The 12,997-nt window shown below is 72.7% G+C and carries 10 protein-coding genes; 4 read left to right on the forward strand and 6 right to left on the reverse strand.

The genetic code is table 11. The features are described 5' to 3' along the window. Positions 1-28 precede the first annotated feature (28 nt). Positions 29-916, reverse strand: a complete 888-nt coding sequence (locus GXP74_RS15595; RefSeq protein ID WP_225447965.1) for a LysR family transcriptional regulator — start codon at positions 914-916, stop codon at positions 29-31. Between the two features lie 167 nt (positions 917-1,083). Here GXP74_RS15595 and GXP74_RS15600 point away from each other — a divergent pair, with 167 nt between their 5' ends. Further along, positions 1,084-2,043: an FAD-dependent oxidoreductase gene (locus GXP74_RS15600; protein ID WP_182452080.1), complete on the forward strand. Its 960-nt coding sequence runs from the start codon at positions 1,084-1,086 to the stop codon at positions 2,041-2,043. Between the two features lies 1 nt (position 2,044). On the opposite strand, the gene GXP74_RS15605 is transcribed toward GXP74_RS15600, so the two are convergent. Both GXP74_RS15605 and GXP74_RS15610 read right to left on the reverse strand, forming a co-directional pair. Beyond that, complete coding sequence (locus tag GXP74_RS15605; RefSeq protein WP_182456469.1) at positions 2,045-3,685, reverse strand: MFS transporter; 1,641 nt, start codon at positions 3,683-3,685, stop codon at positions 2,045-2,047. 306 nt (positions 3,686-3,991) lie between these two features. Further along, the gene (locus tag GXP74_RS15610) at positions 3,992-4,879 is read right to left on the reverse strand and encodes a helix-turn-helix domain-containing protein (RefSeq protein WP_182452081.1); all 888 of its coding nucleotides are present in this window, start codon (positions 4,877-4,879) and stop codon (positions 3,992-3,994) included. Between the two features lie 313 nt (positions 4,880-5,192). On the opposite strand from GXP74_RS15610, the gene cobF reads away from it, so the two are divergent. Beyond that, positions 5,193-5,963, forward strand: a complete 771-nt coding sequence (gene cobF / locus GXP74_RS15615) for a precorrin-6A synthase (deacetylating) (RefSeq protein ID WP_182452082.1) — start codon at positions 5,193-5,195, stop codon at positions 5,961-5,963. Here the strand turns inward: cobF and GXP74_RS15620 are convergent. Next, positions 5,933-6,718, reverse strand: a complete 786-nt coding sequence (locus tag GXP74_RS15620; RefSeq protein ID WP_225447966.1) for a cobalt-precorrin-6A reductase — start codon at positions 6,716-6,718, stop codon at positions 5,933-5,935. The genes cobF and GXP74_RS15620 overlap by 31 nt on opposite strands. 597 nt (positions 6,719-7,315) lie before the next feature. Between GXP74_RS15620 and GXP74_RS15625 the strand changes: the two genes are divergently transcribed. Continuing rightward, positions 7,316-8,698 carry a ricin-type beta-trefoil lectin domain protein gene (locus GXP74_RS15625; protein WP_182452083.1) on the forward strand — a complete coding sequence of 461 codons (1,383 nt, stop codon included), beginning with the start codon at positions 7,316-7,318 and terminating at the stop codon, positions 8,696-8,698. A gap of 75 nt (positions 8,699-8,773) precedes the next feature. On the opposite strand, the gene GXP74_RS15630 is transcribed toward GXP74_RS15625, so the two are convergent. Further along, the gene (locus GXP74_RS15630) at positions 8,774-10,144 is read right to left on the reverse strand and encodes an FAD-dependent oxidoreductase (protein ID WP_182452084.1); all 1,371 of its coding nucleotides are present in this window, start codon (positions 10,142-10,144) and stop codon (positions 8,774-8,776) included. 194 nt (positions 10,145-10,338) lie between these two features. Here GXP74_RS15630 and GXP74_RS15635 point away from each other — a divergent pair, with 194 nt between their 5' ends. Then, positions 10,339-11,973, forward strand: a complete 1,635-nt coding sequence (locus tag GXP74_RS15635) for a beta-1,3-glucanase family protein (RefSeq protein WP_182452085.1) — start codon at positions 10,339-10,341, stop codon at positions 11,971-11,973. 49 nt (positions 11,974-12,022) lie between these two features. Here GXP74_RS15635 and GXP74_RS15640 read toward each other — a convergent pair whose 3' ends face one another. Continuing rightward, a complete protein-coding gene (locus GXP74_RS15640; RefSeq protein WP_182452086.1) occupies positions 12,023-12,856 on the reverse strand; it encodes an aldo/keto reductase in 834 nt (277 codons plus the stop codon). Positions 12,857-12,997: the final 141 nt, after the last annotated feature.

Here is a 12,997-nt window from a genome sequence, read left to right on the forward strand (position 1 = left end):
GGCCCCGCGGCGGCCCGCGGGGCCGGTTTCAGGCAGGCTGCCGCGGTTCCACCAGGGCCAGCAGCAGGTTCACCGTCCGGGTGTCGGCCCGCGGGTTGTAGGCCAGCCCGAGGCCGACCACCGGCGTCGGCGCGGTGAACCGGCGCAGCCGGACCCCGGGCACCCGCAGCGCGCGGGCCCGCCCCTCGGGGATCGGCGCTATCCCGTACCCGGCGGCGACGGCCAGCAGCAGCTGTTCGTCGTCGGGCTCCACGCGGACGATCAACGGTCCTTGGTCCGGCCATAGTTGACTGGTGATCAGATCATGCATGCCGGGGCCGTTCTCCCGGGGCCAGAGCACCACCGGTTCGCCCGCGATCCGGCGGCGGCTGATCCGCGAGTGGGTCCGGGCGAGCGGGTGCCCCACCGGCAGCGCCAGCAGCAGCTCCTCGTCGGCCATCATCCGGCAGGCGAGCCCGGGGACGTCCAGCGGCGGCCGGACGAACGCCGCGTCCAGCCGCCCGGCCTGCAGCTCGGCGATGTTGTGCGAGGTCCAGCCGGTCTGCAGGCGCAGGTCCACCCGCGGATGCCGGGAGCGGAAGGCGGTCACCAGCGCGTCGGCCGCCCCGCCGCGCGCGGACCTGGTGTACGCCAGGTTGAGTCGGCCCTCGCGGCCGTCCACCGCCGCCGCGATCCGCTCCTCAGCCGCCGCCACCCGCTCCAGTACCGCCCGGGCCTCCTCGGCCACCACCACGCCGATCGGCGTCAAGGTGCAGCCCCGGCTTCCCCGTTCGATCAGCTGTGCGCCGATCTGCCGTTCCAGTGCCTTGATCTGCTGGCTCAGCGCGGGCTGCGCCAGATGCAGCCGCCCGGCCGCCCGGGTGAAGTTCAACTCCTCAGCCAGCACCGCGAAGTAGCGCATCCGATTGAAGTCCACCGGTCGATGATAGGCGTTGCCCGGTGATAGGCGTTGCTTATGGCCGCTGTCCGGACCGGTCTTGGACGTCCGGCGGTGACCGCGCTTCGCTGGACCCAGACCCCGTGGCAGCACGCCCCGGGCAGGGTCGGAGGTGGCTCGCATTGGACACGCGGAGTGACACGAGGATGGACGTACGGGCGGACGTGGTCGTGGTCGGCGCCGGGGTGATCGGGCTGAGCACCGCGCTGCGGGCGCAGCGGGCGGGCGCGCGGGTGGCGGTGGTGACCGCCGTGCCGCCGCAGCTGACCACCTCGGCGGTCGCCGCCGCCGTCTGGTACCCGACCCGGGTCGAGGCGGGCGGCGAGGTCGCCGACTGGGGCGCGGCGACCTATGCCGAACTCGTCCGCCAGGCCGCCGACGGCGTCCCCGGCGTCGCGCTGCGGCCGACCCGGATGATGGCCCACCAGGACACGCCGGGACGGCCCTGGTGGGCCGAGGCGGTACCGGACCTGCGTCCGCTGGAGCGCGCGGAGCTGGCACCCGGCTGCGTCAGCGGCTGGGCGTTCACCGCGCCGACCGTGGAGATGCCGCTCTACCTGGCCTGGATGCTGGACCGGTTCCGCCGCCGGGGCGGGCGACTGGTCACCCGGCGGCTGGACTCCCTGGCACAGGTCGCCGGGGCGGCGCCGGTGGTGGTCAACGCCTCCGGGCTCGGCGCCCGGCGGCTGTGCGGGGACGGCGCGCTGTACCCGGTGCGCGGCCAGCTGGTGCTGGTGCGCAACCCCGGCCTGCGCACCTCGCTGCGGATCCAGGACGATCCGGCCGGTTACACCTACGTGCACCCCCGCAGCCGGGACGTGGTGCTCGGCGGGACCTTCGACGAGGGCAGCTGGGACACCGCCGCCGACCCGGAGACCGCCCGCGCGATCATCGCCCGCTGTACCGCGCTGGCGCCGCGCCTGCGCGACGCCGAGGTCGTCGGCCACCTGGTCGGGCTGCGCCCGGTGCGGCGCGGCGGGGTGCGGCTGGAGCGCGACGAGGCGACCCTGCCGGGGAGCGCGCTGGTGCACAACTACGGCCACGGCGGGGCCGGGGTGACGCTGAGCTGGGGCTGCGCGGACGCCGCGGTGGAGCTGATCGGGTGAGTCAGCTCCGGCCGACCGGCGCGGGCTTCCCGGAGCCGCTCGGGGAACTGCCCTTGGAACTGCCGCGCAGTGCCGAGGCCGCCGCCGCGACCAGCGCCATCACGGTCGCCGCGATGAAGACCACGGACAGGCCGTGGTGCAGCGGGGCGGAGATCAGGTGCGGGAAGAACTGGGTGCCGGTCAGCGTGGCCGCGTTGTGCGCGGGCAGTTTCCCGAGCACCCCGGACGGCGCCAGCAGGTGGCCCACCGGGTTCTGCCCGAGGAAGGCCGCGAACAGCGTGGACACCGGCGGCAGCGTGGAGACCTGCCCGGCCACGCCCGCCGGGACGCCCTGGGCCTGGAGCCCGCTGCTGAGCGTGTGCGGCAGCGAGCTCGCCAGCCCGGCGACCATCAGCGAGAAGAAGATCCCGATGGACAGCGACATGCCCGAGTTCTGGAAGGTCGCGCGCATCCCGGAGGCCGCGCCGCGCCGCTCCGGCGGCACACTGCCCATGATCGACGAGGTGTTCGGCGCGGAGAACAGCCCCTGGCCGACCCCGTTGGCGAAGATGATCACCGCGAACACCGGGTACGAGAAGTCGACCGGCAGTAGCAGCAACCCGACGAAGGACGCGGCCATCAGCAGCAGCCCGCCGGTGGCGAAGGCCCGGGCACCGAAGCGGTCCGACAGGTAGCCGCTGACCGGGCCGGAGACCAGGAACCCGGCGGTCAGCGGCAGCAGCGAGATCCCGGCCCAGAGCGGGGTGTCGGTGTAGGCGTAGCCGTGCAGCGGCAGCCAGACCCCCTGGAGCCAGATGATCAGCATGAACTGGAGCCCGCCCCGGGCGATCGCGGTGAGCAGCGCGGCGGCGTTGCCCGCCGCGAAGGCGCGGATCCGGAACAGCGCCAGGTGGAACATCGGCTCGGCGACCCGGCTCTCCACGATCGCGAAGGCGGCGAGCAGCGCCAGTCCGCCGCCGAGCATCGCCAGCACCAGCGGGTTGGTCCAGCCGGTCGGATGCCCGCCGTACGGCTGGATCCCGTAGGTGATCCCGGCGAGCAGGGCCAGCGCCCCGCCGGTGAAGGTCAGGTTCCCGGCCCAGTCGATGCCCGCGCGGCGACTGGTCCCGATCTCCCGCAGGCTCCGGTACGACCAGATGGTGCCGACGATGCCGATCGGCACGTTCACCCAGAACACCGCCCGCCAGTCGACGGCGGCCAGCACGCCCCCGGCGACCAGGCCGAGGAACTGCCCGGCCAGCCCGGCTATCTGGTTCACCCCGAGGGCCATGCCGCGCTGCTCGGTCGGGAAGGCGTCGGTCAGGATGGCGGCGGAGTTCGCCATCAGCATCGCGCCGCCGAGCGCCTGGACGATGCGGAAGGCGATCAGCCACAGCGCGCCGGAGGATCCCCGGAACGGGTCGAGCGACAGCGCCAGCGAGGCGGCGCTGAAGACGGCGAAGCCCAGGTTGTAGATCCGGACCCGGCCGTAGATGTCGCCGAGTCGCCCCAGGGCGACCACCAGTACGGCGGTGACCAGCAGGTATCCCATGATCAGCCAGAGCAGGTAGCTGATGTTGCCGGGAGCCAGCGGGTCCAGCCCGATGCCGCGGAAGATGGACGGCATCGCGATGATCACGATGGAGGCGTCCAGGGTGGCCATGAAGACACCCAGTGTGGTGTTGGACAGGGCCACCCACTTGTAACCCGATCCCTGCTGCGCAGCCGCGCGCGACGCGGGCTGCGTGGTACTCGGTGAGTCTCCGGTGGCACGCACCTGATCATCCTAAGATCATTAGTTGGTGTGTGCAATGGCTTGACTGTAGACAGCACGAATATCCGGCGGGACATGGCGAGAGCCCTGCCATCGGGGGGATGTGGCAGGGCCCTCACCGTCACCATACTGGCTGGAGGGGCTTTTGCGACAGATGCTGCACCCGGGGTGTCGGCGCGGGATTCCGGACGCCGGTCAGCCGGGGGCGGACGGCCCGGTCGGCGCCGGCAGGGCCCGCAGCAGGGTGTTCGGGCCCCAGTCGACCCGGTCCGCGGGCAGTCGCAGCGGAGAGAAGCCCATCATCGCCTTGAAGGCCCGGTTGAAGTGCGGCTGGTCGTGGAACCCGGCCCGGGTGGCGAGGTGCGCCAGCGGCACCCCGGCCTCCTGCAGCCGCAGCGCCTCCTGCAGCCGCCGGATCTGGGCGATGTCCTTGGGGGAGCGGCCCACCTGCTCGCGGAACCGCCGTTCCAGGTGGCGGCGGCTCCAGCCGGTGGCGGCGGCCAGCCGCTGGATCGGCACCCGGCCGCCGCTGCGCTGGAGCTCCGCCCAGGCCCAGACGACCTCCCGGCGGCACTCGGGGCCGTCCAGGATCTGCCGGGCGAACAGCCGGTCCAGCAGCCGGAACCGCTCCGGCCAGCCCGGGCACTCGGCCAGCTGCTCGCGCAGGTGGGGAAGGCGGCGGCCGAAGAGGTCGGCCGGATCCAGGTGCAGCCCGGACCACTCGTTCATCGGCACGCCGAACAGCCGGTACGCCCCCAGCGGGGTCAGCACCGCCACCAGGCAGTGCACCCCGCCGGTGTGCTCCCCGAGGACCGCGGTCAGTGCCACCGGGCTGACCATGGACACCGCGGTCATGGTCAGCTGCGGGCGCACCGCGTCGGTCACCCGTACCGGGGAGCCGAAGCCGAAGAGGATGTTGACCGAGCCGTCCGGCACCACCAGCCTGGCCCGCTGCTGCGGGATGGCGCCGATCCGGAACCCCTGGTACCCGAGGACGTAGCCGGACAGCGCGGCGCCGGCCCGGTCGACGGCGAGCTCCGAGCCGTCCGGCTGCGGCTCAGCCGCTGGTACGGGCGATGGCATGCGCGGCCTCCGAGGGGGCGAGGGCACCGACTGGCGTGCGGACGAACCGGGTTGAGGGCGGGTCAGTCGAACCCTACGGCTTGCCACTGACAACCCCGCGCGGCCGCCTGCGCCATGTCGCATTTCTGCAAGACGGGGGATGGTCCGGTGTACGACCCTGTGGTGAGCACGTCGTGATCAACCGTCGGCACCTGCCCGGCGGTGGGTGGGGCACGACGGTGCGGGCCCTGCCAACGAGGGGATGGCAGGGCCCGCCGCGCTGCCCCGGCCCCCCGCGCGGGCCCGGGCGGGCCGGTGCGGCAGACTCGCCGTCATGAAGCAGCTCATCGTCATCGGCATCGGGGCGGGCGACCCCGACTACCTCACCCTCCAGGCGGTGAAGGCCATCGGCCGGGCCGACGCCTTCCTCGTCCTGGGCAAGGGCGAGGAGAAGCAGGACCTGGTCCGGCTGCGGCAGCGGCTGCTGGCCGAGCACGCGCGCCCGGAGCACCGCGTGGTCGAGGCGGCCGACCCGGACCGCGACCGCACCACCGCGGCCTACGCCGAGGCGGTCGAGGACTGGCGGGCCCGCCGCGCCGACCTGGTCGAGCGCTTCCTCGGCGAGGACCTCGGCCCGGACGAGACCGGCGCGATGCTGGTCTGGGGCGACCCCAGCCTGTACGACAGCACCATCGCCATCGTGGAGGAGGTACTGGCCCGCCGCCGGGTGGCGTTCGAGTACTCCGTCGTGCCCGGGATCAGCAGCGTCTCCGCGCTGGCGGCCAGGCACCGGATCGGGCTGAACCGGGTCGGGCAGCCGGTGCGGATCACCACCGGCCGCCGACTGGCCGAGGGGCTGCCGGAACTCCCCGACGACGTCGCGGTGATGCTGGACGCCCGCACCGCCTTCGCCGGGATCGGCCCGGCGGAGAGCGCCGAGGTGGACATCTACTGGGGCGCCTACGTCGGGACCCCGGACGAGATCCTGGTCTCCGGGCGGGTCAGCGAGGTCGGGCCGAGGATCCTGGAGCTGCGGGCCGAGGCCCGCGAGCGCAAGGGCTGGATCATGGACAGTTACCTGTTGCGCCGGGTCCGCGAGTCCTGAGCCCCGCCCGGGCCGAGGGTACCGAGCCAGGCCACCGCGGCGGCGGCGTCCGGGACCAGCGGCACCCCCGGCGGCGGGGGCGGCCGCCGGACCACCACTACCGGCAGTCCGGCCTCGCGGGCGGCGGTGAGCTTGGCGGCGGTGGCCGCGCCGCCGCTGTCCTTGGTGACCAGCACCTCGATCCGGTGCGCGCGCAGCAGTTCGCGCTCCCCCTCCAGGGTGAACGGGCCGCGTTCCAGCAGCACCCGGACCTGCGGCGGCACCGGCGGCTCGGGCGGGTCCACCGAGCGGCACAGCAGGAACAGCCCGGGCACGCCGGTGAAGGCGGGCAGCCCCAGCCGCCCGGTGGTCAGGAACACCCGGCGGCCCAGACCGGGGAGCAGCGCGGCGGCCTCCGCCAGCGACCCGACCGGATGCCAGCGGTCCCCGGGGCCGGGCAGCCAGCCGGGTCGGCGCAGCGCCAGCAGCGGGACGCCGGTGGCCGCCGCCGCCTCGGCCGCGTTGCGGCTGATGGTCCCGGCGAACGGGTGGGTGGCGTCGACCAGCGCGTCGATCCGCTGCTCGGTCAGCCACCGGGCCAGCCCCTCGGGGCCGCCGAAGCCGCCGACCCGGACCTCACCGTCCGGCAGCAGTGGCTGGGCCACGCGTCCGGCCAGCGCGCTGGTCACCCGCAGTGACGGGTCACCGGCCAGCGCGGTCGCCAGCCGCCGGGCCTCGGCGGTGCCGCCGAGCAGCAGGACGTGCCGGACCTGCACGCGGGCCCCCTGGTCGTGGAACGGTGGTACCGGCGGCGGTGGTGCCGGCGCTCCCGACCCTAGCCTCCCCGCCCCGCCCGGCTGTTGCCGGGCGGGATGGAGAGCGCTCTCTGTTCGAGAGTGGCGCGTTCGCTTCAACAGTGTCAAGGGTTCGCGCGTGGTTCCGGAACCCGCCGGAATCCGGGTGCCACGGCTCTGACCGGCCGGGCGGCCGCGACCGCCGGTGACCCGCATCGACGGTGGCATGTAACCGACATCCGTTTCGCCGGGCATCTTGACGCCGCGTCAAACCGAACCACATACTCCGGAAGGCTGGTCCGGACCGGTGCGGATGTTCCGCGACCGGCCCGCGCCATGCGGGCGCGGAGCCCGCAGGTCCGGCGGCTCAGCCCGGATTTCAGCAGGTCACCACTGGTATCGGCGTCGTCGGCAGCTCCCCGGGGAGAGGCGAGGGGCAGTCCCGGCCCGCAAAAGAGAGCGCTCCCAGATACCGCCCGGCAGAACACCCCGGGTGCCGGACCACCAGGTCCAGCCGGACAGCCAGGTTCGCCGGACAGCCAGGTTCGCAGGACAGCCACGTTCGGAGGTAGCACAACGATGCCAGCACAGGAACACGGCGCGGCGCCCGCGCGCCCGCAGGGTCAGCGGCCGACCCGCAGACAGCGGCCCCGGCTGGGGCTCCGGCGGATCGCGTTCGTCGGCGTGCTCGCGCCGATCGCCGCCATGATCTCGGTGTTCACCGTCTCGGCGGCGCCCGCCGGCGCCGCTGTCCCGGGCGCCCCCTCGGGTTGGTCGACGGTCTTCAGCGACGACTTCAGCGGCGCGGCGGGCAGCGCGCCCTCCTCGGCGAACTGGATCTACGACACCGGTCCCGGATCGAACTTCGGCACCGGTGAGATCGAGACCATGACCAACTCCACCAACAACGTCCACCTGGACGGCAACGGCGACCTGGACATCACCGCCATCGGCTCCGGCAGCAACTGGACCTCGGGACGCATCCAGACGCCCACCGCCAACGTCGGCGCCCCGGCCGGGGGCGAGTTGGAGGTCACCGCCTCCATCGAGCAGCCCAACCCGGCCAGCGGCACCGGATACTGGCCCGCCTTCTGGATGCTGGGCCCCGGCCAGTGGCCGGAGAACGGCGAGATCGACATCCTGGAGGACGTCAACGCCCTCTCCGAGCACTCCGGGACCTTCCACTGCGGCACCGACCCCGGCGGTCCCTGCAACGAGACCGACGGCCTCGGCAGCGGACTCCAGTCGTGTTCGGGCTGCCAGACCGGATATCACACCTACACGGCGATCGTGAACCGGACCAACACCGCCGACGAGTCGATCACCTGGTACCTGGACGGCAACCAGTTCTACAGCGTCAGTGAGAGCCAGGTCGGCACCGCCACCTGGCAGGCGGCGGTCGACCACAACTTCTCGATCATCTTCGACCTGGCCATGGGCGGCGGCTATCCCAACGGCGTCTGCGGCTGCACCTCGCCGACCAGCGCCACCACCTCCGGCGCGTCCATGAGCGTGGCCTACGTCGCCGCGTACGAGACCACCGGCAGCGGTGGCGGCGGCGGCACCGGCGGCAGCGGGGCCACCGGGGCGATCACCGGCTACGGCGGCCTGTGCGTCGACGACCGCTCGGGCAGCACCGCCGACTACAACCCGGTGCAGGTCTACACCTGCAACGGCACCGCCGCCCAGCAGTGGACCGTGGTGCAGGCCGGATCCACCATCCAGGCCCTCGGCAAGTGCCTGGACATCGACGCCGGCGGTACGGCCGACGGAACCGCCGTCGACCTCTACGACTGCAACAACACCGCGGCCCAGGTCTGGGAGCCGCAGTCGGACGGGGCGTTGTACAACCCGCAGTCCAACAAGTGCCTGGACGACACGGGTTGGTCGACCACACCGGGGACCCAGTTGGAGATCTGGGACTGCACCGGTGGCGCCAACCAGAAGTGGACGCTCCCCTGACAGAGCGTCAACTCTGGTTCGGGTGGCCGCCGACGCCACACCGGCGTCGGCGTCCACCACCGCGGACCGGCCCCGCTAACGCACCAGCGGGGCCAGTCTGCGGGCCGCTACCTGCACCGGGTCCCAGACCGGGGCGAACGGGGGCGCGTAGCCCAGGTCCAGCGACACGACCTGATCAACCGTCAGACCGGCGGTGAGCGCCACCGCGGCGACGTCCACCCGCTTGGCCGCCCCCTCCCGGCCCACGATCTGCACCCCCAGCAGCCGTCCGCTGCCGCGCTCGGCCAGCATCTTCACGGTCATCGGCGCGGCCCCCGGGTAGTAGCCCGCCCGGCTGGTCGACTCGATGACGGCCGCCTCCCAGTCGAGACCGAGCGCGTCGGCCTCGCGCTCGCGCAGGCCGGTACGGGCGATCTCCACCGAGCAGACCTTGCTCACCGCGGTGCCGACCACCCCGGGGAAGGAAGCCCGGCCGCCGCCGATGTTGGTGCCGATGACCAGTCCGTGCTTGTTGGCGTGGGTGCCGAGGGCGATGTGCTGGTACTGGCCGGAGACCGTGTTCAGGACCTCAACGCAGTCGCCGCCCGCCCAGATCCCGTCCACTCCGGGCACCCGCTGCTCCGGCGTGGTCCGCAGGCCGCCGGAGGCGCCCAGGGGCAGCCCCGCCGCCTCGGCCAGCCCGGTACGCGGGCGCACCCCGAGCCCGAGCACCACCACGTCGGCCGGGTGCTCCCCGGCGGTGGAGACCACGGCGCGCGGGCGCCCGTCCGGGCCGAGCCGGACCGCCAGCGCCTCCGCCCCCGGCACCACCTCGATGCCGATGCCCTCCATCGCGGTCCGCACCAGGCGTCCCATGTCCGGGTCCAGCGTGGCCATCGGCTCCGCCGAGCGGTGCACCACCGTGACCCGCAGCCCGCGCCGGACCATGGCCTCGGCCATCTCCATCCCGATGTAGCCGCCGCCGACCACCACCGCCCGGTGGCAGTCCCGCTCCAGGGTCGCCAGCAGCGCGCCGCCGTCGTCCAGGGTCTGCACCCCGTGCACGCCGGGCGCGTCGAAGCCGGGCAGCGCCGGGCGCCGCGGCACCGCTCCGGTGGCCACCACCAGCTGGTCGAAGCCGGTCCACTGCTCGGCCCCGCCGTCCAGGTCACGGCTGCGGACCCGGCGCCGGTCCAGGTCGATCTCGGTCACCTCGGTCCGCAGCCGCAGGTCGATGCCCCGGCGCCGGTGCTCCTGCGGGGTGCGGGCGATCAGCGCGTCGCGCTCGGCGACCTCGCCGCCGACCCAGTAGGGGATCCCGCAGGCGGAGTAGGAGCTGAAGCCGCCCCGGTCGAAGGCGGTGATCCGCAACTGGTCCGTGCCGCGTCGGCGTCGTGCCTGGGAGGCGGCGGACATCCCGGCCGCGTCGGCGCCGATGACCACCAGGTGTTCCGTCACGGCCGCCATGCTACGGCCCCGGGCCCGGCGGCCCGGGACGGCGCGGGTGAGACGTCACTCCTTGAAGGATCAACAGCCTCAGATGCCTTTCCTTGTACAACTCTTGACACACTGTGGAAACACCACCATCCTCCTTGAGAGCGCTCTCAGGATCCGCCCCCCACCGTCCTGTCTGTTCCAGGAGAAGACCACAGGAGCGTCGGATGATCTCCCGAAGAAACTTCATCGCGGTCTCGGCCGCGGCCCTGGCGGCCCCGGTCGCCATCGGCTCGCTCAGCGGCAGCGCCGCCGCGGCCGCGCCCACGCTCACCCTCTCGTTGCAGAACAACACCGGCAGCAACACCGTCTACGCCTACGTCACCGGTACCGCGCTCAACAACGGCAACGCGCTGTTCCTGCTCCAGGCCGACGGCCAGACCCCGTACTATCCGGCCTCGCCGGCCTCCGTCGGTACCCCACTGTCCGTCAACTGCGCCATCCCGCTGGGTGCTTCGGGATCCGCACCGACCCGGGTGAGCATCCCGTACCTGGCCGGCGCCCGGGTCTGGTTCTCGATCGGGGCGCCGCTGCAGTTCTTCCTCAACCCGGGCCCCGGGCTGGTCGAGCCGTCGGTGACCAACTCCTCCGACGCCAACATCGACGTGGTCTGGGACTTCTGCGAACTCACCTTCAACGGTGGCGTCTACGCCAACATCAGCTTCGTCGACTTCGCCTGCATCCCGATCGCGCTGCAACTCACCGGCAGCGCCGGGACGCAGACCGTCGAGGGGCTGCCCGCCGGCGGACTCGACCAGATCTGCTCCCAGCTGACCGCGCAGCACGCCGCCGACGGCCAGGGCTGGAACCAGCTGGTGGTCACCTCGGGCGGCGCCAACCTGCGCGCGCTGAGCCCCACCAACGGCATCGTGTACAACCCGAGCCTGCTCTCCGGCTACTTCGACAACTACCTGGCGCAGGTCTGGCAGAAGTACACGACCAGCAGCCTGTCGATCGACACCCAGGGCTCCTGGGGCACGGTCACCGGCCAGGTGGTGAACGGCCTGCTGACCTTCCCGGGCGTGGGCAGCTTCGCGCAGCCCTCCAGCGCCGACATCTTCAGCTGCGCCTCGGGCCCGTTCTCGGTCTCCAGCCAGGAGATGAGCGCGCTGGTGCCGCGGATCAGCGCCGCGCTGAACCGCACCACCCTGCTCACCGACGCCGACCAGCCGGACGGCGAGAACCCCGCCGACTACTACGCCAACGCGCAGACCAACCACTACGCCCGGATCGTGCACTCGGTCAGCCTCGACCACCGTGGCTACGCCTTCCCGTACGACGACGTCGGCCCCACCGGCGGCGCGGACCAGTCCGGTTTCGTCTCCGACGGCGCGCCCACACTGCTGTCGGTCACCCTCGGCCCGGTCCACGGCAGCGGCGGCGGGACCGGCGGGACCTCCACTCCGGTGAAGGTCACCGCCTCGCAGTACTCGGCGACCAACAGCACCGGCACCGAGGCGACCAGCGACACCGGCGGCGGCGACGACGTCGGCTGGATCAACGGCGCGAGCTGGCTCCAGTACGACAACGTCGACTTCACCGGACGCGGCGGCACCGTGCAGGCCCGCTACGCCTCCGCGGTCTCCGGCAGCGGCATCGGCAGCATCCAGTTCCGGCTGGACTCGCCGACCGCCGCGCCGTTCGCCACGGTCAACGTCAGCGGGACCGGCGGGTGGCAGGACTGGACCACGGCGACGGTCACCGAGGCCCCGGTGCCGAGCGGGACGCACACCCTCTACGTCACCTTCGCCACCAGCACCGGCGGCAACTTCGTCAACGTCAACTGGTTCACCTTCAGCTGACCGGACCGCGCGACCGGGCCCGCCGGGCCGACACCGGAGGCAAGGGCCACTACGGGATGTAGTTGAACTTGTCCGGATCCGGTCCGGTGCGGTCGTGGCGGTCCAGCGCGCTGATCGCGGCCACGTCCTGGTCGGTGAGCTCGAAACCGAAGAGGTCGAAGTTCTCCTCGACCCGGGAGCGGTTCACCGACTTCGGGAACACGATGTCGCCGCGCTGGAGCTGCCAGCGCAGCGTGACCTGGGCCGGGGTACGGCCGAGGCGCTGCGCTGTCCGGGTGATCGTCGGGTCGTCCAGGACCTTGCCCTGGGCGATCGGCGACCACGCCTCGGTCGCGATGCCGTGCTCCGCGTTGAACGCCCTGACGCCGTCCTGGGTCAGGTACGGGTGGACCTCGATCTGGTTCACCGCCGGAACGGTCGCGGTCTCGTCCAGCACCCGGCGCAGATGGTGCGGCTGGAAGTTGGACACACCGATCGCCCGGACCCGCCCGGAGCGGTAGATCTCCTCCAGGGCCTTCCAGGTCTCGACGAAGTCGCCGACGTTGGGCAGCGGCCAGTGGATCAGGAACAGGTCGAGGTAGTCGAAACCCAGGTCGGCGAGCGTCCGGTCGAAGGCCTTGAGCGCGTCGTCGCGGTCGTGGAAGCCGTTGTTCAGCTTGCTGGTGACGAAGACGTCCTCGCGGGGCAGGCCGGACTCGCGGACCGCCTCGCCGACCTCCTTCTCGTTGCCGTACATCTCGGCGGTGTCGATGTGCCGGTAGCCGACCCTGAGCGCGGTCAGCGTCGCCTCCCTGGTGTCCGGGGGCTTGATCTGGAACGTGCCGAAGCCGAGCTGGGGAATCCGCACCCCGTTGTTGAGGGTGATGCTGGGAACCGTGTCCACGTTCACTCCTTGCCTGGTCCGGTGGTTTCCTCTTCCTCTGTGGTCCGTGCCACCCGGGCGCCGTGCGCCGACCGCCCCGGGCGCGGTACGTCCGGGTCAAGACTGCTACGCCGGGCGCGTCCTGTCGCGTCGAGCGGCCAC

Origin of the sequence: Streptacidiphilus sp. P02-A3a (genome assembly GCF_014084105.1) — a bacterium.
Lineage (GTDB): Bacteria > Actinomycetota > Actinomycetes > Streptomycetales > Streptomycetaceae > Streptacidiphilus.